This is a genomic window from Photobacterium sp. GB-210 (genome assembly GCF_003026075.1).
Classification (GTDB): Bacteria; Pseudomonadota; Gammaproteobacteria; order Enterobacterales; family Vibrionaceae; genus Photobacterium.
This window is the reverse complement of the sequence record NZ_PYNU01000002.1, coordinates 555963-577772: the sequence shown is the minus strand read 5'-3', so window position 1 is coordinate 577772 and position 21810 is coordinate 555963. Positions and strand designations below refer to the sequence as shown.

At 39.0% G+C, this 21810-nt stretch carries 17 protein-coding genes; 10 read left to right on the top strand and 7 right to left on the bottom strand.

Annotation, left to right across the window (positions count from 1 at the left end; all coding sequences use genetic code 11):
- Nucleotides 1-606: 606 nt before the first annotated feature.
- Entirely contained in the window at nt 607-2928 is a 2322-nt protein-coding gene (locus C9J38_RS06165) for an ATP-dependent helicase (protein ID WP_107206319.1), read from the bottom strand.
- A 244-nt stretch (nt 2929-3172) separates the two neighbouring features.
- Between C9J38_RS06165 and C9J38_RS06160 the strand changes: the two genes are divergently transcribed.
- From C9J38_RS06160 to torA, 7 genes are all read left to right on the top strand, one after another.
- Nucleotides 3173-3880, top strand: coding sequence for a DUF445 domain-containing protein (locus C9J38_RS06160; protein WP_107206318.1), 708 nt, complete (start codon nt 3173-3175; stop codon nt 3878-3880).
- A gap of 236 nt (nt 3881-4116) precedes the next feature.
- Nucleotides 4117-4881: a metal-dependent hydrolase gene (locus C9J38_RS06155; RefSeq protein WP_107206317.1), complete on the top strand. Its 765-nt coding sequence runs from the start codon at nt 4117-4119 to the stop codon at nt 4879-4881.
- A 26-nt stretch (nt 4882-4907) separates the two neighbouring features.
- Nucleotides 4908-5057, top strand: coding sequence for a hypothetical protein (locus tag C9J38_RS21755; RefSeq protein WP_158259497.1), 150 nt, complete (start codon nt 4908-4910; stop codon nt 5055-5057).
- A 21-nt stretch (nt 5058-5078) separates the two neighbouring features.
- On the top strand, nt 5079-6182 hold the full coding sequence (locus C9J38_RS06150) for a phosphoribosylaminoimidazolesuccinocarboxamide synthase (protein WP_107206316.1): 1104 nt from the start codon (nt 5079-5081) through the stop codon (nt 6180-6182).
- Nucleotides 6183-6611: 429 nt separating this feature from the next.
- Entirely contained in the window at nt 6612-6788 is a 177-nt protein-coding gene (gene torE, locus C9J38_RS06145; protein WP_045153582.1) for a trimethylamine N-oxide reductase system protein TorE, read from the top strand.
- 42 nt (nt 6789-6830) lie between these two features.
- The gene (gene torC / locus C9J38_RS06140; RefSeq protein ID WP_107206315.1) at nt 6831-8009 is read left to right on the top strand and encodes a pentaheme c-type cytochrome TorC; all 1179 of its coding nucleotides are present in this window, start codon (nt 6831-6833) and stop codon (nt 8007-8009) included.
- A 23-nt stretch (nt 8010-8032) separates the two neighbouring features.
- Nucleotides 8033-10501 carry a trimethylamine-N-oxide reductase TorA gene (torA, locus tag C9J38_RS06135; protein ID WP_107206314.1) on the top strand — a complete coding sequence of 823 codons (2469 nt, stop codon included), beginning with the start codon at nt 8033-8035 and terminating at the stop codon, nt 10499-10501.
- A 285-nt stretch (nt 10502-10786) separates the two neighbouring features.
- Here torA and C9J38_RS06130 read toward each other — a convergent pair whose 3' ends face one another.
- From C9J38_RS06130 to zwf, 4 genes are all read right to left on the bottom strand, one after another.
- Nucleotides 10787-11836 (bottom strand): hypothetical protein, encoded by a 1050-nt coding sequence (locus C9J38_RS06130; protein ID WP_146144057.1) that lies wholly within the window; start codon nt 11834-11836, stop codon nt 10787-10789.
- A 438-nt stretch (nt 11837-12274) separates the two neighbouring features.
- A complete protein-coding gene (gene gnd / locus C9J38_RS06125) occupies nt 12275-13723 on the bottom strand; it encodes a decarboxylating NADP(+)-dependent phosphogluconate dehydrogenase (RefSeq protein ID WP_105059961.1) in 1449 nt (482 codons plus the stop codon).
- A gap of 1 nt (nt 13724) precedes the next feature.
- The gene (pgl, locus tag C9J38_RS06120) at nt 13725-14450 is read right to left on the bottom strand and encodes a 6-phosphogluconolactonase (protein ID WP_107206312.1); all 726 of its coding nucleotides are present in this window, start codon (nt 14448-14450) and stop codon (nt 13725-13727) included.
- Between the two features lie 2 nt (nt 14451-14452).
- Nucleotides 14453-15952, bottom strand: coding sequence for a glucose-6-phosphate dehydrogenase (gene zwf, locus C9J38_RS06115; RefSeq protein WP_107206311.1), 1500 nt, complete (start codon nt 15950-15952; stop codon nt 14453-14455).
- A 604-nt stretch (nt 15953-16556) separates the two neighbouring features.
- Here zwf and C9J38_RS06110 point away from each other — a divergent pair.
- Together C9J38_RS06110 and C9J38_RS06105 are read left to right on the top strand one after the other, a co-directional pair.
- The gene (locus tag C9J38_RS06110) at nt 16557-16892 is read left to right on the top strand and encodes a PBPRA1643 family SWIM/SEC-C metal-binding motif protein (protein ID WP_107206310.1); all 336 of its coding nucleotides are present in this window, start codon (nt 16557-16559) and stop codon (nt 16890-16892) included.
- Nucleotides 16893-17003: 111 nt separating this feature from the next.
- Entirely contained in the window at nt 17004-17471 is a 468-nt protein-coding gene (locus tag C9J38_RS06105; protein ID WP_005368466.1) for an RNA methyltransferase, read from the top strand.
- A 77-nt stretch (nt 17472-17548) separates the two neighbouring features.
- Here C9J38_RS06105 and C9J38_RS06100 read toward each other — a convergent pair whose 3' ends face one another.
- Complete coding sequence (locus C9J38_RS06100; protein ID WP_107206309.1) at nt 17549-19615, bottom strand: GGDEF domain-containing protein; 2067 nt, start codon at nt 19613-19615, stop codon at nt 17549-17551.
- The gene (locus tag C9J38_RS06095; RefSeq protein ID WP_233218474.1) at nt 19615-20787 is read right to left on the bottom strand and encodes an extracellular solute-binding protein; all 1173 of its coding nucleotides are present in this window, start codon (nt 20785-20787) and stop codon (nt 19615-19617) included. The genes C9J38_RS06100 and C9J38_RS06095 overlap by 1 nt, the downstream gene beginning before the upstream one ends.
- 372 nt (nt 20788-21159) lie before the next feature.
- Between C9J38_RS06095 and C9J38_RS06090 the strand changes: the two genes are divergently transcribed.
- A complete protein-coding gene (locus tag C9J38_RS06090; protein WP_107206308.1) occupies nt 21160-21726 on the top strand; it encodes a C40 family peptidase in 567 nt (188 codons plus the stop codon).
- The last annotated feature ends 84 nt before the right edge of the window (nt 21727-21810 follow it).

The following is a 21810-nucleotide window of genomic DNA, read 5'->3' as shown; positions in this document are numbered from 1 at the left end:
ATGGAAATGCATCATAATTGCACAATATTATGATGCATTTTTCGATTTTGACAGGGTAACTCTCGTTACTTAACATAATCACTATTGATGTTAATCTCCCTTTATATTTATCATTCTTAACATTCTCTGTTGAATGAAGAAGTCAGCACCTATGTTATTTAATACAACGTAGGTTCAGAAACGGTTTGATATATTGAGTTGTATAGGGAAGCTGGAATACGATGTTTTTGAATAACTAACAAATCTTTTTATTGTGTAGCTAAAAAAACAAGTAGGTTTAGAATGTTAAAACAATTACTTCACTCTGTTTTTCATAGACGAAAAATTAATAAGTCGCAACAATTACGCTCTCGTCTTGAATTTGTTATTCAACAAAATTTAGGCCAACGCGAAGCTCGATATAATAGAGAACAACGTTATTTTGTTGATTAATGATAGATATAATAATGAAACGTTTATCATGTAAATATCATCAAATAAAAACAATACGATTGAAATAATTAAAATAGTAAATTAATTACGAGTTTCAACAAAAAATCGGTCCTAAAACAAGCCAAAGCCATAAATAGCATGTTGATAACGTGAAATTATGAATGACATATCTATTTAGCTATACCTTCTCGCTTTTGCTTTAGCGATTACGATAAGCCGATTCACCAATACTTTTTCTTTCGTCAAATCTGCTTTTTTTAATTCTCGTAAAATTCTATTTAACTCTGTTTCTAAATATTTTGCTGTTTTAGTTTTCACCATTGAACGAACAAGCTTTTCTGCATTATTTGGTAACGGTTGTTCAACTGCCCACAAAAAACTGTAGTTTAATTGTCCATCCTTACCAACTGCTGGCTGCTCTATTTCTACAGGCTCTGGCGCTGCTTGCATCTGCTCAAACCGTCCTAAGCGTTGGTAATACCCTTGAACAATCGGCGATTTATTAAAGGGTAACGTCCCTTCCAGATAAAGCTGAGGACCAATTTCTTGTGCAAGTGTCGCCTTCGATTCAAGAATAAACTGACTCGCGTTTTTATCTTTGCGAACATAAGTATCTTTTTTACTGTTCTCAACTGAATAGTAAATTTTAGCTTTATGTTTCGCACGCGTTATCGCGACATACGCCAAGCGTCGTTCTTCTTCAGTATCTGCTGAAATACCGACAGAAGATCGATTAACGTAAGGAAAAGCATCTTTATCCCAATACGGTAAATGTACTTGGCTATACTCACAACCTTTCGCTCTGAATATCGTGGTTAATTGCACATTGCTTGTGGTGGATTCTGATTGGCGTAACGAATCAGAACGTTGCGTATAATACTCAAAATACTGAAGTGCTTTTTCACAATCTTGATCCATCGAAGCCAATACCGTTTCAACACTATCAAGTCGTTCAACCGCTTCTTCTATTTCTGATGCAGTCGCTTCTGTTTTCCAAATCCAATTATCTAACTCGCTATCACGACGATACTGACGATAAACATCTAATGCTTTAAAGCCCCCTTTACGGCGAAGCATCATTAATAATTCTACTCGTGATGTAAAATTATCAAGATTTAATGCTGGCTGTAACTTTTCCGTTTTCTTCACAACCTCTAACCACTGCTCAATTGGCGTATTAGCAAGCTCATCACATAACGGTCGCAAACTGGCATTTGGCACATAACAGTGTGGAAAAGACATCATATTAAAGACGAGTGTCGCTTTCTCATATGGTTGAAACTGATTGTAGCGCCCAGTGGCAAATCGCATCACATCAAGCAATAATTTCACTTCTCGACTATTTGATAACACCGAGCCAACAGGCATATAAAAAGGAATATTTTTAGTTAAAAACGCTAATTCAAACAACATAGTTTGTGACCAACGACGAACTAAAATCGCAACATCAGAAGGTGTTCCACCTTGTTCGATATATTCAGCAATAGATTGTGCGATCTCGCCGACTTGGCGCGCAGTTCCTATCACTTCAACGGGGGTATCAGCAACTGACTGATGAGAGATCGTTTGAAAATCGTGGAAACGTTGCTTGTTATTGGCAATCAAGTGACTCGCAGCTAACGCTAAGCTGTGGCCAAAACGAAATGTATGTGACAGGCTATAGGTGGTTGCAGGCGTAAAATCTTGTTCAAAGTTCAGCATAAATTGGGGAGCGCTGCCACGCCATTTATAAATACACTGATCGACATCACCGACAGCCACTAATTGCGCTTGCTCCCCGAGTAACAGTTTTAACAATCGATATTGCGCGGTATTTATATCCTGAAATTCATCAACAACCATAAATTGGATTTGTTGATGATAATAAGCACGTAACGCCTCATTATCAGTCAGTAAATTAACCGTTTCTACCAACCAATCATCGAAGAATAACTGTTTACGCTCTTTACGAATAGTTTCAAAATTCCAATACGCTTCAATGATAAAATGGTATTCATCACTAATATCAGACAGCTCAAACACTTCCTTTGGCGGTAACATATGCGCTTTTACCAAGCCAATAAAACTCATCAATAATTCAATGGTGCGCGGATCTTTGAATGTTTGTTGCTTTTGATACGACTTCTCTTGCGCTGCCATTTGACGCAAAATTTGTTTCGCAATGATTTTATCACTTTCACCATTATTGAAATCAATTTGATAACCCGTCTCAGCTAAATAGCCTGATTGACGTAATAATTGATAACAAAAACTGTGAAATGTATGCACGGGAACATTCACCCCATGACTATTTCGCTCTAATTTAGCTTTAAAATCGGTGCGAATATCACGGTTAAACATCAACACCAACATATTTTGTGGTGCAATTGTCGCTAATTTTTTCTCAACTAGCCCTACCAAAGTGGTGGTTTTACCCGTCCCCGCTCCTGCAACACATAATGCATTACCAGATAGGTGATTAATAAAAGCCGTTTGTTCAGCTGTAAAGCTTGTCATGACAACACCACGTGATGATAGATAAGTGAATGCGCGAGTATAACAATTCCTTAATTAGGTTTACATTCATTGCTGGTGATATATACAGCAGTTGAGCATAACATATACCTAACGATTACCTATCAATCTGCTAATTGTGGCATTGCGCATAGTCTGTTGTTAAAATCGGTCCACAATAAGCCATAAAGACTTGGCTCACCTCTTTTAAAATTAGCTGTGTACTCCACACCGAGAATAACCCCGTATGAATAAAAGCTTACTCACCAACCTTATTTCACTTATCTTGCTAGCTATTGGTTACCTTACTAACCAGCAAGTCATCCTTTATTGTGGCTTATTCGCATTTTCTGGCGCATTAACAAACTGGCTTGCTATTCATATGCTATTTGAAAAGGTGCCAGGACTCTACGGCTCAGGGGTTATTCCTGCTCGTTTTGAAGAATTTAAAACAGCCATTAAAAATCTCATGATGGAGCAATTCTTTACTCAAGAAAACATTAGCCGCTTTCTTAATAAAGAAATGACAAGCTCAACCAATTTAAACTTGCAGCCTGTGATCCAAAAAATTGATTTTGCGCCAGCTTACGATTCGTTACTTGATGTGATTATGAATTCACAATTTGGTGGCATGCTAACCATGATGGGTGGCGTAGAAGCACTCCAACCACTACGCGAACCTTTCATTGAAAAAATGCAGGATTCTGTTAACGAAATTAGCCAACAAGATGACTTTAAAGCAGCACTTAAAGATCAACTAGCTAAGCCTGAATCACTCAATGATATCGAAGAGACGATTGAAGAAATTATCGATCAGCGCCTGAATGAATTAACCCCAAAAATGGTCAAAGAAATGGTGCAAAAGATGATCAGTGAACACTTAGGCTGGTTAGTCGTTTGGGGCGGTGTCTTTGGTGGTGTGATCGGCATTATCTCAGCATTTATCGCTGCATAACTTTTTCTCTCCCTGTGAATTAGCGCCTTAGTTAAGTTACTCCAACTTTACTAAGGCTTTTTTATCTCTTTTTCTCCCCATCAACGCTCTAACACACTTAACAGATAAATACTCCGTTTCGTTGTTTATTTATCCGAACAAACATAAAGTACATGCTAGAATTGTGATATTGGTTGAAATTTATGACCATATAATGATAAACACAACTGTATATAAACCCAGTTGGAACTTTCTTCTTGGCAAACTTTTCTACTCACTTTAGTGTTGCAGCCGTTGCTAGTGGTTTAACGGCCACCGCCTTCTTATCGGCTGATCATATTTCGCCTTCGGCGGCAATTTGGATGACATTTCTTGGCACTATTGGTGGCCTATTACCTGACATAGATTCAGATCATTCAACATCGATGAAAGCCTTGTTTAATATCTTGGCTGGTTTTTGCTGCTTCATTTTAATTAGTCATATTTATACTCAAGTGACGATGCTTGAGTTACTACTCTATAGCGCAGCACTGTTTATTACTATCCGCTATATGGGAAAAGCGGTTTTTGAACGCCGTACTGTCCACCGTGGTTGCTGCCATTCAATTGCGTTTGTTCTGCTCATTGCCCTATGTTGCGTTCATGTAAGCTCTATCATTGGACATACCGCCGAAACCAGCTGGCTAGCAGGTAGCTTTGTTCTTTTTGGTGGTTTTGTTCACTTGTTGTTAGATGAAATTTATAGTGTTGATCTTTCCAACCAACGTCTAAAAAAGTCATTTGGAACAGCATTAAAACCCTTTTCCGTTAGGAACCCTCTCATTAGCTTGGCGCAAATAGTGGCAATTGTTTTACTTTTTGCGACCGCACCGTCTTATCATAAGACATTGCATATTTTAACCAATTGGCACCACTTTCGGTTTAGTCCCGTATGGCTAAACTGGACTGATATTCAAGTATGGGTAACCCACTTCATCCATCAAACACCACAAAAATTAAGCAGTATCCACCAGCTATTTTAAACATAGCCAAGGCGATAAACATTCCAATGTCTATCGCCTTTTTTGTTTTAATCAAACCAAGGCAAACGTTTGCTATTTTACTGGCAGTGACTTACTTAACCTTGTATTATGCGATTACGATGATTGATAACGATGTGATTTTATTCATGTCATTATCCTTCTGCATTTCTGCGTAATCTTTGAATAGGACTTTCACGATGAGCCTTGCCGATCAAGTTTTAGCTGTTAATGATGATCTCCCTATCCGTACTGATAAACCCGTTCATAGCGGTAAGGTACGCTCTGTTTACTGGCTTACAGAAGCTGACAGTCAACGTTTGATTAAAGAAAAAGGCTATAACGTTCAACCCGACGCACCGCTCGCTATTATGGTGATCAGCGACCGTATTTCTGCTTTTGATTGTATCTGGCACGGTGAAGGAGGGCTTAAAGGAGTCCCAGGGAAAGGTGCTGCGTTAAATGCGATATCTAATCACTGGTTTCAATTATTTAAAGATAATGGATTAGCGGATAGCCATATCCTTGATATCCCCCACCCTTTTGTTTGGATTGTACAAAAAGCAAAACCTGTGATGGTTGAAGCTATTTGTCGCCAATACATTACCGGTTCAATGTGGCGTGCATACAGCAAAGGTGAACGTCATTTCTGCGGTATAGAATTACCTGAAGGGCTAGAAAAAGATCAAAAGCTCCCTGAACTACTCATGACACCATCAACCAAAGGGATTCTAAAAGGCATTCCGAATGTTCCTGAAGCAGATGATGTCAATGTCACTCGTGATGATCTCGTCAATAATTTCGCTGCATTCAACTTCCGCAATACTGATGACATTACCCAGTATGAAAAGTTATTGGCAGAAGGATTTAATGTTATCAGTAATGCACTCGCAAATATTGATCAAATCTTTGTTGATACCAAATTTGAGTTTGGCTATGTAACAGATGCTAGTGGTAACGAAAAACTCATTTATATGGATGAGGTGGGAACACCCGATTCTTCTCGTATCTGGGATGGCGCAGCTTACCGCGACGGTCAAATCGTCGAAAACTCAAAAGAAGATTTTCGCCAAGTACTACTTAACACTTTTCCAGAGCCCGATATTTTATTAAATAAAGATCGCATGGAAGAACGCTTTGCTCTTGCTCGTGACAACGAGTTACCACAAGAAGTACTCATGCAAATATCGCGTGTTTATACGAGTATTGCCGAAAAAATCACCGGAAAAAAGATCACATTAAGCAAAAACCCTAAAGCTGAAATTATTAATATTTTACGTAATCACTATCAGCTTATTGATTAAAGCTTAAGCGCTGTAATTATCAATAAAAAAATAGGCATTCATATAATGCCTATTTTTTCATCAGTAATGTTATTCATGCTATTCATATTTCAAGCAGCAATTAATTGCTATAACACAATTACACCTACACATTCAAATAACGATTAATACAACTTTACTTTTATTTTATTACAATCAAACAACCAATAATACAATCGCGAATAATCCCCCCTCCTTTAAATTAAAACATACTGTCATAAATTTTAATTTTTCTACTTATTATGTCTTTTATTATTACAGTATAGGGTCAAAATCAAAAAACACTGTAAAACATAGGGTTAACTCTAAAGTATTAATTGAACTGCATGTAGTGGTTAATTTATGATCGCAATATAAATAGATTTAATAAAAATATTTATAACTACTCATTTTTACAAATTAGGAGGTTGTATGAGCAGTGCGACTGATCAAGAAACCAAGCAAACTCGTAGCCGAGAATGGAAGATGTTCATTTTTATCGTCGTCTTTTTATTTCCAATTCTCAGCGTCATTTTTGTCGGGGGCTACGGCTTTACCGTTTGGATGCTTCAACTCTTCGTATTTGGTCCACCAGGACATGGCGGTTAATCCCTAATTAATCACCGTTAGCATCATATAAGAGAATCTATAATGAAATCATTTTTGCTTAAAGCTTGGCAGACCCTATCACGTCCAAGCGTTCATATTAGCCTAGGTGTACTAACCCTTGGTGGCTTTATTGCTGGCGTTATTTTCTGGGGTGGTTTTAATACTGCACTAGAAGCAACCAATACCGAAGAGTTCTGTGTTAGTTGCCACGCTGACAACGTTGCACCTGAATACGCCAACACTATTCATGACAAAAACCGTTCTGGTGTTCGTGCAACTTGTCCTGACTGTCACGTTCCACACGACTGGACAGATAAAATCGCGCGTAAAATTCAAGCAAGTAAAGAAGTCTTCGCTCACGTAGCTGGCTTCATTGATACCCCTGAAAAATTTGAAGACCGCCGTATTGTTCTGGCTCAACATGAGTGGGAACGCTTTAAAGCGAATGGCTCTCAGGAATGTCGAGACTGTCATGACTACAAAGGGATGGACTTTACTAAGATGTCTCCTGTTGCTCGCGTTCAAATGAAGAATGCAGCAGAGCGTGATCAAAGCTGTGTAGATTGTCACAAAGGTATTGCTCACCACTTACCGAAAGATATGGATACCAGTGGTGGCATGATATCTGAGTTAGTACAGCTATCTCACGATACTAAGTACAACAAAGGCGAAGAAGTTTATAGCGTGCGTTTCCTTCCTGTTTATGAAGATAAAGACATGAAGGTAGAAGCTGGCCTATTAAACCCTGCTTCTGGCGTAAAAGTTATCGATGAAACTGACAACGCAGTTGAAGTTGAAATTGCAGGTTGGCGTAAAGACAAGGGCTATGGCCGAGTTATTCAAGAAGACTTCGGTATGAATATCCCTGTTGCATCGCTCCTAAAAGAATCTGCGCAAAACGACAAGGTTGTCGATAAATACGAAGAGAAAGTTGATGACCTAACAGGTCTTCCTTGGCAACGTGTAACAGCAAAAGTCTGGATGCCAAAAGACTCGCTTGTTAATGACATCACGCCAGTTTGGGAAAAAGCGAAATCAGCTTACACCACTAACTGTTCAGTTTGTCACACTCAACCTGCTGAAAGTCACTTCGATGCCAATACTTGGCCTGGAATGTTTAACGGTATGTTGGCGTTTGTAAACTTTGACCGTGATAGTGAAGCGGTCGTGCGTAAATACCTTCAGAAGCACTCTTCTGATTTTTCTGACGCACAACACTAAGTATTGATGGAGTAAAAATAAATATGTCTGTATCAAGAAGAAGTTTTCTTAAAGGCCTTGCAACAACAAGTGCTGCTTCTGTTATCGGTCCTAGCCTACTCGCATCATCAAAAGTGTTTGCAGACGATCAAATTGGTCAAGGTACATGGCGTTACTCCGGCTCACACTGGGGCGCTTTCCGCGCTCATATCTATGCCGGTAAAGTACAAGAAATCGAAGCGATTGAAATAGATAAAAACCCAACCGAAATGCTAAAAGGCATTAAGGGCATAATCTACAATCCATCTCGTGTACGCTACCCTATGGTCCGTTTAGATTGGCTTAAGAAACATAAGTTTAGTGGTGAAACTCGCGGTAATAACCGTTTCATCCGTGTTACATGGGATGAAGCATTAGATTTGTTCTATCGTGAACTTGAACGTATTCAAAAAGATTACGGTCCATGGGCATTGCATGCAGGTCAAACGGGCTGGCGTCAAACAGGTCAATTCCATAGTTGTACTAGCCACATGCAACGTGCTGTAGGTATGCATGGTAACTACATCACTAAAGTAGGTGACTACTCAACAGGTGCAGGCCAAACCATCATGCCATATGTGCTTGGTTCAACTGAAGTTTACGCACAAGGTACTTCTTGGTCTGAGATCCTTGAACACAGTAAAAATGTGGTGCTATGGGCAAACGATCCGGTGAAAAACCTACAGGTGGGCTGGAACTGTGAAACCCACGAATCTTTCCCATACTTAGCGAAACTAAAAGAGAAAGTTGATAACGGTGAGATCAATGTGATCTCTGTCGATCCAGTTAAGAACAAGACCCAACGTTACCTAAACAACAAACACCTATACATTAATCCACAAACCGATGTGGCATTTATGTTAGGTGTGGCACATACCCTGTACAACGAGAACCTTTACGATAAAGAGTTCATCAAGATGTACTGCCTTGGTTTCGATGAGTTCATTGGGTACGTAAAAGGTGAAACCAAAGATCGCGTTGAGAAAACCCCTGAGTGGGCAGCTGAGATCTGTGGTGTACCAGCTGATCAAATTAAAGACTTTGCTCGTATGCTGGTTAAAGAGCGTACTCAAATTCTGTTTGGTTGGTGTATTCAACGTCAAGAGCACGGTGAGCAACCATACTGGATGGGAGCAGTTATTGCCGCTATGGTCGGTCAAATAGGTTTGCCTGGTGGTGGTATTTCGTATGGTCACCACTATTCTGGCATCGGTGTACCTTCAACAGGCTTTGCAGCACCAGGCGGCTTCCCTCGTAACGTCGATGAAGGTCAAAAACCGAAATGGGATAACAATGATTTTAACGGTTACAGCCGCACGATCCCTGTTGCACGTTTCGTTGACTGTATTTTAGAGCCGGGCAAAGAGATTAAATACAACGGTTCAAAAGTTATTCTTCCAGATTACAAAATGATGGTGATCAGTGGTAACAACCCTTGGCATCACCACCAAGATCGTAACCGCATGAAGAAAGCGTTCCAAAAGCTACAAACCGTTGTAACGATTGATTTTGCTTGGACGGCCACCTGTCGTTTCTCAGATATTGTGCTGCCAGCATGTACTCAGTTTGAACGAAATGATATTGATGTTATGGGTTCATACAGTGGTCGTGGTTTACTGGCTATGCATAAACTGGTTGATCCGCTTTACCAATCTAAAACTGACTTTGAGATCTTTACAGAGTTGACACGTCGCTTTGGTAAGAACAACGAATACACCCGTGGTATGGATGAAATGCAATGGGTTAGCATGCTTTATAACGATTGTCGTAAAGCGAACAAAGGCAAGTTTGATATGCCTGAGTTTGATGTATTCTGGCAACAAGGTTTCTTAGACTTTGGTACAGGTAAGCCTTGGGTACGTCATGCTGATTTCCGTCAAGATCCTGAAATTAATGCTCTAGGTACACCATCAGGCTTTATTGAAATCACCAGCCGTAAGATTGGCCGTTACAAATACGAACACTGTCAAGAACACCCAATGTGGTTTGAAAAAACCGAACGTTCTCACGGTGGTCCGGGCTCTGATAAACACCCGTTCTGGCTGCAATCTTGTCACCCTGACAAGCGTTTGCACTCACAAATGTGTGAATCAGAAGAGTTCCGTGCCACTTATACCGTACAAGGTCGTGAACCTATTTACATTAACCCTCAAGATGCAGCTGAAAAAGGTGTCAAAGATGGTGATGTCGTACGTGTATTCAACGACCGTGGACAGCTATTAGCTGGAGCGGTGCTGACTGACAGCTACCCTCGCGGTATTGTTCGTATCGAAGAAGGGGCATGGTATGGCCCTCTTAACGAAAAAATTGGTGCGATCGATACCTATGGTGATCCGAATACACTGACAATCGATATTCCAACATCAGAGTTGGCGCAAGCAACAAGCGCACAAACCTGTATTGTGAACTTCGAGAAGTTTAAAGGTGAACTGCCACCTGTCACCTCGTTCGGTGGTCCAATTGAAGTCAGCTAATTAAAATTAGTGTCTGAATAATATTAAGCCCTAACCTATCTGTTAGGGCTTTTTTTACTCTTAAATTTGGTAAAACTTTACTATTGGGGATACTTATTCTTGAAAGAGAAAAACAACGCAGTCATAGTTTATTCAATTCAGGTAGTATAACGGGCATTTTGAGAGGCTCTATCGGATAAAGCGGTAAATAAGTGACGTTGTTATTTTGTAATGAGTAATAGTAAAGAAGAAAAAAGGCAACACTACAAAAAGACCCGTCAGCTTAGGGCGGGTCATAGCAGCATCTTATCCAATAGAAGATTTCAGCTCTGTACACCATGCATTTGCAGGCCATATACCGTACGTCTGAACTTCTTTTTTACCTTTATTCCACTGATTAATAGGATCTTTCCAAACGACTTCACATCTATTACTTGAAAAAACACCGGGTAACTTAATAGATAACTGAACATCTACGGCATCTTTAGGCAAATAAACTGAAGCACTTTGTGGTGCAGGGAAGGCACCAGATTTGTGCTGAATATTTTTATTCGTTACTGTCTTATATGCTAATTGCCACTTGGTTATATACGTACTACCGGGCTTACTATTGATGATGAGTTCTAACTGATTAATTGGTTGAGTCCAATTATTGATTGGACGTTTACCGTCAATTGAAGTAAACGTAAAAGCAACAGGAACCAGATCACCGATTTCATCTCTTGTTGCTGGGAATTTAGTTGCAGTAACAGAATTACTGCCTTTTTCAGAAATTAATTTTGGAGTAAGACCTATTTGATCTTTCTTTGGTGAGGCCACATTCACCGAGGTTACGATACTGTACTGACCTTCGTCGTCGTTGCTTGCAATAGCAACACCACGACTTGCCCATTTTACCCCACTGATATAGCCAAACCCTTGAGATATATCTCCGGTGTCATGGTCAATATACGGTGTTTTTTCGGCTGCACTTTTTATAATATCCCATTTATCAGCAACTAAACCATAAGGGTTATTAGTATATGCTTCTACCGCAATAATATACGTCGCAGCTAAACTTTTCGCTTTTGAAAAAACCCAAGAGTGTTCCATTCCAACGTCTACTTTAACCCCTGAGTTTGGATCTAAGTACCCACCGTCAACTTTTACTTCACCACTATTTTTAGATGTATTTTTTGATGAGAACTCCCATTTTTCATCTTTACGTTTAGTCAGAAAATAAACAGGGTCATCAACCATATCTGTACTAACTAAAGTAAATTCACCGGTGAGATAGTTTAAATAACCAATAGCACCAACTTGAATGGAAGGATCGTTACTCCAGTTTGCAAACGTATTTTCTTTTGAGCTTCTCATCAAATTCGTGAGTTCTTGATTCCAAAATGATGAGTCATCAGCAGAAAATACAGAACCAGACGAGAGTAAAACAAAAAGAGTAAGTCCTGTTTTTTTTAATATTTTCATAGCGTCCTAGTCTCATAGCCATAAAAGTTTAAAGCTAAACTTTCAAGTTAAGTAGAACATAGACAGTCATCAGCAGCAGTGAACAGATAGCTTACTGTTTATTCCTGTCTATACTTTCTGAAACATATTCTTCAACACCCCCAATCTCTTTACTTGTTGTTTCGAGATGGTAAAAGTGATCCATATCCCCTTTCAATGAAATCCGATTTCAGACTAAGCTATCAATATCATTAGTTCAAATAAAAAAAGAACAAAAAAAACATACACTTAAAAATCAGATATAAAAAAACCACCGCGAACGGTGGTTTTTTTGCTTACGTTATTTAGGTATTAAACGTCGTAAGTAGTAGAGGCAGTGTTGCCGCCTGTACCAGTCCAGTTTGTGTGGAAGAACTCACCACGTGGACGATCAGTACGCTCATAAGTGTGAGCGCCGAAGTAGTCACGTTGAGCTTGAAGCAAGTTAGCAGGTAGACGAGCTGTTGTGTAACCGTCTAGGAAAGATAGCGCAGAAATCGTACATGGCATTGGGATGCCAGACTCTAGAGATTTCGCTGCTACTTTACGCCATGCTGCTAGGCTGCCTTGTAGGATGTTTTTGAAGTACTCGTCAGAACCTAGGAATGCGATATCTGGGTTCGCTTCATACGCATCACGAATGTTACCTAGGAACGCAGAGCGGATGATACAACCACCACGCCACATTAGTGCTACGTTACCGTAGTTTAGATCCCAACCGTTTTCGTTCGATGCTTCACGCATTAGCATGAAACCTTGCGCGTAAGAGATGATCTTAGATGCTAGTAGTGCTTGACGTAGTGCATCAACCCACTCTTGCTTATCACCTTCAACTGGCGTGATTGTCTTGCCGAATAAAGTTGCAGCTTCAACGCGTTGGTCTTTCAGTGCAGACAGGCAACGAGAGAATACAGACTCAGAGATAAGCGTTAGTGGAATACCTAGGTCTAGTGCGTTGATACCAGTCCACTTACCCGTACCTTTTTGGCCAGCAGTGTCTAGGATCTTCTCAACTAGTGCTTCACCATCTTCATCTTTGTAGCCAAGAATATCAGCTGTGATTTCAACTAGGTAGCTGTCTAGCTCAGTTTTGTTCCAGTCAGCGAATACTGCTTGCATCTCATCAGCACTCATACCTAGACCATCTTTCATGAACTGGTATGCTTCAGTGATAAGCTGCATGTCACCGTATTCAATGCCGTTATGAACCATCTTAACAAAGTGACCAGCACCGTCGTTACCAACCCAGTCACAACAAGGCTCACCAGCATCAGTTTTAGCAGAGATACCTTGGAAAATTGGCTTAACCGCTTCCCAAGCTTCAGCTGCGCCGCCAGGCATGATTGAAGGACCGAAACGAGCGCCCTCTTCACCACCAGATACACCAGTACCGATGAAGTAGATGCCTTTCTCACGGCAATGCGCTACGCGACGGTTAGTATCTGGGTAGTTAGTGTTACCACCGTCGATAATGATATCGCCTTCATCCAATAGTGGAATTAGTTGATCAATGAATGCATCAACAACATCACCAGCACGAACCATTAGCATCACTTTACGTGGTGCTTCTAACTTAGCAACAAGATCTTCAAGAGACGTTGCGCCAACGATGTTTGTGCCTTTTGCTGGGCCTTCAAGGAATTCTTCCACTTTTGCTACAGTACGGTTGTAAGCAACAACGTTAAAGCCGTGGTCATTCATGTTTAGGATCAGGTTTTGGCCCATTACTGCCAAGCCAATTACACCGATATCGCCTTTCATATTATTCTCCTTGCGCCAGCAGTTTTGCCGCTGCTGAATCTAAAAACCATTCTGTTTTGCCATTTACGGCTTTAATTTTCGCTGCAGGATAAGCAAGAGCTTCTGCAGGCGTATTATTAATTTCTTGCAATACTTCAGCTTTGCTTTCACCTAACACCAGGTAGGTAATACGATCCGCATTTTCAAGTAAGCGCGCTGTTTTTGAAATGCGTTTTTGACCGCTATCTGGATGTGTTGCAATCACAGAAAGCTCAGGATCGTCAAAGTCTGTTTGGTTCGGGAATAATGATGCTGTATGTCCATCGGTTCCCATACCCAATAAAATCCAATCAAATGCAGGTAAGCCATTTTTAAGTGGAATTTCTGCATCCATTTCCTCTGCAAATCGAACCACTTCTACAGCAGGATCATCTTCACCTTTAATACGGTGAATATTGCCAGCTGGAATATCGATTTGTTGGAACAATAACTCGTTTGCTTCACCGAAGTTACTTTCCGGGTCGGTTGGCTCAACACAACGCTCATCGCCCCACCAAAAGTGTAAGTTGCTCCAATTAACATCTTTCGCATAAGGTGCTTGCGCTAATGTTTTAAACAACAGTTTTGGTGTACTCCCACCAGAAAGCGATATATGGACAGGCTTCACCTGCTTGCTCATTGCCATCATAGTGTCAGCTAATGAAACGACAACATCCTGCGGTGTTTCAAATACGCGATAATTAATCATGCTTATAGCTCACAATAGTCAGTGTTTGCTAAGTTCTTACAAGGAAAACGCCACTCACGATTACTTGATGCAAGTAAGTCATCAGCTTGTTTTGGTCCCCACGTACCTGCGGCATAACCAAATAAGTGTTCTGGGTTTTCTTTGTATTCAAGAATTGGTTGAACAAATTTCCAACAAGCGCGAACAGCATCTGTACGTGCAAACAAGGTTGCATCTTGCTTCATACAATCAAGAAGTAAACGTTCGTACGCTGTCAGCATATGGGTTTCTTCAAGCTTGTCGTAATGGAAGTCCATTGATACTTCTTGAGATTCAAAACCTGCCCCTGGTTTTTTAAGACCAAAGCTCATTAGAATCCCTTCATCAGGCTGAATACGGATAATTAGCTTGTTCTCAGGTGCATTTTCACCAAACACTGGGTGCGGTGTTTTCTTAAAGTGAATAACCACTTCCGTCACACGTGTTGGTAGTCGTTTACCTGTACGAACGTAGAATGGCACACCATTCCAACGCCAGTTTTGAATAAACATTTTCATACCAACGTAAGTTTCAGTACGTGAGTCTTCCGCTACACCAGGCTCTTGGCGATAACCTAACAAATGCTTACCACGAGCATCTGATTCCGTGTACTGACCCAACACTAAGTTATTTTTAAGATCATCATCTGATAATGGTTTAAAGCTTTGCATCACTTTAACCACTTCATCACGGATAGAATCAGCATTAATTGCAGCAGGCGATTCCATACCAACCATTGCCAATACTTGCAGCAAATGGTTTTGGAACATATCTCGAACAGCACCAGCACCGTCGTAGTAGCCACCACGATCTTCAACGCCTAATGATTCAGACGCAGTGATTTCAACGTAATCAATAAAGTTACGATTCCAAAGCGGCTCAAACATGCCATTTGCAAAGCGGAATACAAGCAGGTTCTGTACCGTTTCTTTGCCTAAGTAGTGATCGATACGGTAGATTTGGTGCTCTTGAAAACAAGCATGAATTTGCTTGTCTAATGAGATCGCTGACGCTAGATCATAACCAAATGGTTTTTCAACAATCAGGTTTTTCCAACCTTCTGTCTCATCATTTAGGCCATGAGCGGCTAGACATTCTGGGATCACGCCGTAAAGGCTTGGTGGTGTCGCGAGGTAGAAAACAGCGTTACCTTGGGTATTGTGCGTTACTTTGAAAGTATCTAAGCGTTCTTTCAAGACTGCATATTCATCTTTATCAGACGTATTTAATGCTTGGTAGTAAAGATGCTGACAAAAATTAACCAATGTTTCGTCATCGGTTTTTTCATTTTCTGTCAAAGATTGCTTTAACTTATCACGAAATTCTTGATCGCTATATGATGTACGACTTACCCCTAAAATTGCAAAATCTTCAGGCAATAAACCATTAGCATAAAGGTGATAAAACGCAGGTATTAACTTTCGGTGTGTCAAATCACCTGACGCACCAAAAATTACAATTGAGTTATTTTCTGGTTGAACCATATCATTTTCCCATTAATTTCAGATCTTCAGACCTGCGACAGCAATCAATTGCTTGGTATAACGGGGCCTTATTATGCCGTATTTTTTTCATTCGTTACGAATAAATATGAAAAAAATAAAAAAATTTCGTTATACCTTATTATTTTTGTTAAAAAGTATAATGACTATTAACACCAACTCGATGCATAAATCGCTGACTAGACAGCGATAAATCACTAATACAGAAAATTATTACGGCTTATGTTAACAACATTTGTTATCAGTACCAGTCGAAATTTTCTATTATGCCAATAGGCTAAGCCTTTGAGCGCCGTTTCTTCTTGCGCTTTTCTTTAAAGTACTCATTATTAGAAACGATCGTCAATCTAAAAGATACCCAGACTGACGCAAACGTTTAAACGTTCACCAATTCACATTCTCAATCATACTTCATCTCTCACTTAGCCGTTCAAAATACCTTATACCGCATATGGGTTACTATTGATAAGCTCACTAATGGCGGTTATTATGCCCGCAATTTCAACCACCCACGCGGTGGTTTTTTATTCGTAACAATTAACCCACGATTATGGTTTGGGTTAATTCATGGTAAATAGGTTATCCCATGTCTAAATTCTTCTTCAAAGGTCGTATCGAAAAGAAACCAAAATATGAAAGCTTTGGTTACAACACGAAACGCGAAACCAAACTGGGCACGGAAACCAACCCACTCACATTGATTGTGAACAGCGAAGAACGTCAACAAGAAGTACAGCAGCAAGTTAATGACAACCAACTGTTTGCAAATATCACTATCAAGGCTGACATTGCAGAAGATATTGCAGAGCTAGACAGTGTTTTAAATAAACCTAAAACCACTGTGTTTGAAAAGACACCCAACCGTAATGACCCATGTTCATGCGGTAGTGGTAAAAAATACAAAAAGTGCTGTGGTAAGTAGTAACAAACAAAAAAGCAGGTATTCGTACCTGCTTTGTTTTTAGCTTCAAATACATGTCTAACTGACACCGGTTAAACATTTATTTATCTGTAATTTAAAGTAGATAGAAGTATGAGCAAAAAAAGCCAAGGCTATTCTTGTATTGGCCTATTTAATCCCAAAACACCGGAGAATGTTGGATCTGTTATGCGCGCAGCTGGCTGTTATGGTGTTAACTCGGTGTTTTATACGGGAACGCGTTATGATCATGCCGCACAGTTTTGTACTGATACAAAAAAAGCATCACTTGATATACCGCTAATAGGTGTTGAAGACTTAAAGAAAATCATTCCTATCGGCTGTGTACCCGTTGCTGTTGATTTAATCGAAGGTGCAAAAGCATTACCTGACTATAAGCACCCAAAACGTGCTTTCTATATCTTTGGCCCTGAAGACGGCACCTTAAAAAAAGAAATTACTGATTTTTGTCGTGAAACGATTTATGTACCAACGAATGGTTCAATGAATCTTGCCGCTGCCGTTAATGTGATTCTTTATGATCGTTTAGCTAAAGGCGATAACTTTTCAAATCACAAATAACGCGATTAATCATAAAAAGCCACGATAACTGAATCATCAGCTATCGTGGCTTAATTTTATGCATTTTCTGATGTTAGCTACCTTGGCATTTTACCAATTTGTTCGTAATATGCTTTTTTATCTAAATACATTGCTTTATCTGCTACTTGATAAAGTGCACGTGCATCAATATTTTCAGTGCTAGCACAGCCCATAGCAAAGTGAATAGCCACTTTCTCTCCTGAAGCTAGGCGTGCATAATGCTTATCTATAACTAACTGTTGTAAACGCAACGTTAACTTATCACAGCCTACATTATCACCACCTTTGATAATAATCGCATATTCATCTCCACCGAGACGATATACCTTGTCGGTACTACGACAAACACTTTGAATAAGCCTGCCCGTTTCGATTAACAGCTGATCACCCATATGATGCCCATATTCATCATTGGCTTGCTTTAAACCATTCACATCGATCATAAACAAGCCAAAGTATTGTTCTGGATATCGATGTGCAATTTTTATCCACTCATCAAGATCAACATCAAACGCTTTACGATTACTTAGCCCCGTTAATGGGTCTGTGATTGCGCTTCTTTCCAACTCTTCATTCAGTAATCGACCTTCAAGTTCTGCAGATAATTGACGAATAAATAATGAAATAATTTCATAGTCATCTCGTGCAATATTAGGGTGCTCCATCACAATAATCCCCAATAACACACCATGTGTATCGACAATTTTGAAACATTGAAGCACTTTATCGCCACTATTAATACGAAAGTAATCACTGCAATGCGCATCTGCATCAATACTCTCTAAATTAATGTTAGACAAGCCTTCACTAAACCAATTTGTATTCTTGTTTATAAATAACTGCATCCCCCATCCTGAATAAGGATACAGACTCACTAACTGCGTCATAACCGTAGAGTGAATATCACCATGTTGTAATTTATTACTAAATAACAAGAGTGACTGAAGCATGGTTCGACGTTTTTCTTCGCGCTGTAATGAGTGAGTTAACTCTAACGTCTTTTCATGTACTTTCTGCTCTAGTTGATCATTAAAAGTCATCAACTTTACATTTTTATCTTCTAAGTCACTAAGCTGGGCTTTTATTGTGGTCGACATTTTCTGAATAAGATTATTCACCATGATTAATTCAGAAAATCTTAAATCTTTATCTAATATATTATAATTGCCACCTAAACACCCCCTTACACTGTCCATAAGATAGGTTAAAGGTTTTGCGAACCAACGATACGATATTGTCGCCGTTAATAACGTAAACATAATTACAATAATAGCGACAATAGTTAATATCTTTAATGAATTAGTAAAGGGATTCTCTCCCAAATATTTATTCATGAAGACTTGAGCTTCATAAGACATTGGCTCTGCAATATATTTATTATCTATCGTCACTTCAGCCGTTTTTGATACCGTCGGCATTAAGGGATCAAGTTTACCTTTATAAACCGCAATATTATCCATGCCATTATGATGAAAAATAACGTGCTCGCCATCTTTTAAATAAGGGCGAAGAACCTTAACAATATTTTCCACAGGCACTATAACAATTAAATAACCTAACGGTTTACGCTTTAGCCCTTCCGTCAGCGTTGACTGATATATAGGTACACCTATGGCAACGCCTTTATGACTAGGGTTAAATTTATCAGGCATCAAATGTTCATCACCATAATTAAACACCCATTGATTGCCTGTACTTTTACTCGTACCCACACTCTTACTCAACAAGGTTTTCAAACTGGAGAAGGATTTTACTCCATTAATACCATTATAATTTTCTACCTCATCCCAGTTAGCATCAACCAAATAAGCCGCTTGTGCTAATGGCGTGTTATCAACTAAATTTGCTAATGTGGCATCGACATGGCTAGTCAGAAAGAAGTCATCAATGCCCTGCACTAACAACCTATCTCGTGATAACACATCTAGCGCAGTAGATAATAGATAAAAGCGATAATTAAACTCTTGTGCTAACGTTGTGGATAAACGCTCTATGAGATCAATTCGGTAATTAGTTTCAACTTCTGTTTGCTGCTTTATTAATAAACCGCCAATAATAGATGCTGGTAAAACCGCAACGAAAACCATTAATAGCGCCAGTGATGACTTTAATTTTAGTTTCATTATTTACTCAACCGCTTCCATTGCTGAATAGCGATACGCTGCATAAATTCAGCCGTTTTTTCTGCTGATAGTCCATCTTCATAACGCTTAAAGCCAATAGCCATCGCTTGCCATGCTATCGACATTTTTATTGTTGATGGCATTGGTTTAGATAATTCAAATTGCTTAAACAATATTTGCTCATCACCTGTAGCCTGCTGCTGATAGCGATTCAATAATTTCTCTGACGTAGGTAATAAACGTGTCTCTTTATAGACCAATTGTTGAATACTTAAGCGTTGAATAAACTTAGCAAACTTTTTAATTAAGGCTTTTTTATGTACCGTGTGGTTATTGTAATTAGGTAATGACAGAAGAAATGTGCTACTCATTGGGTGCATTACATTACCATCAACAGTAGGTAATAAGGCTACGCCTAGAGCATTGCCCATTGCCTTCTTTAAGTCTTGATATGCCCAATCACCATTAATCGCATACGCCTCTTTACCTTGAATAAAATCACTTTGTGAACAAGTATAATTACATTCAGGATTTACAATTTTTTGCTCTGATAAATAACGATAATATTTTAAAGCCTTAACCATTTCTGGTGTATTAAGTGATATTTCACCATCAATAATGGGCCAACCATTAAACGCAGATAAAAATGGTATAAAGTAATACATATCGAGGTAATTCCACCCAATAGGCAAAATATTTTTATCAAGCCACTTTTGCTTGGTATCGATAATGTCATGCCAACTACTCACTGGCTGAGAAACTAGCTTTTTATTATAATATAACAATAGGTTATTCCCTTGAATAACAGGAACTCCCCAATATTTATCATCAACGTACGCTGTCATCATCGCCGTTCGAGAAAGCTCTGGTGATAACCAACTTTTAGGAATACTTGATAGTTTCATTAAACTATGTAGGCCAACAAAATCAGAGGGAAAAATGACAAGATCAGGTAAACCACCATATTGTGCGCCCAGTAAAATTTCAGCTTTTATCTTCTCAGGATCAAATTGAACAAGAGAGATATTTATATTATTTTCTTTTTGAAATTCACTTACCAATAATTCAATAAAACTATTATCTTGATGCGAATACCAAAGCGTTAATCTCTCTTCAGCTTTCGCAGATAAAGAAAGAAACATCATCAGAAAAAATACTACACTTCTTAACATAACCACACCAAATACCTTTTTAGGATATCGATAAAGCGCGAACAATATTATAAATATAATACACACCTATCGATATAATCGGTATGATAGAGTATTCCCAAAAAGAATCAAACACCTACCAGTAAAACCTTATGTGACATATCAATAACTTATAGTAACAAAACGGATTATGCATTTCGTTTTACTCCCTAAAAGCACTAATATTTATATAAAATACAATAAGTTACATAATTAATTTTTATTTTTTGTTGATCATCGATAACTTAATCACCTTAATGTGAAGGGATTCAAGTAAAAAATTAACACAACTTTCATCTAACCGTTATGATGAGCTATCTTTTCCTTTTTTAAACAGCAAGCGCACATAAAGTTATGACCTTACCTAAATCCTCAGTGGCACTTATCACCTGTTCTCTTTTTTTTCTTACTGCTTGTGAATCAACGGTAAATGCATCACCACAGCCCGAAGCGCTCTCAAAACAACCTGTGGTAGCTAAAACAGTTATTAAGCCATCCGTTACCCCTATCTCAAACACTGAGTTAAAAAAAGAACAAGACATGATCAACTTCGCACGTAAGTATCTTGGTACAAAGTATGTGTGGGGTGGGACAACGCCTAAAGGTTTTGATTGCTCAGGTTTCATTAAATATGTTTATAACAAGTACGATATTTCAATACCTCGTACAACAGCGGCTTACCCTAATCTTTATGATAAAAAAGTATCACTAAAAAATGCCAAAGTAGGTGATCTTATTGTTTTCACAGGAACAAATCCGAAGATTCGTAAACCAGGTCATGCTGGTATTATTACTGAAGTGGGTAAAAACACATTGAAATTTGTTCATAGCTCTTCATCTAAAAAGCATTTTGGTGTAACTGAAACCGACTATTACAAAAGTGGTTATCCAAAGCGTTACTTAACAGTAATCAAAATGTAGCACAGATAATCGAGCAATTTAGCGATAAAAGGAGCACCATGCTCCCTTTATCTGTAATTATTTCTTTACACTGTAAGATTTCCT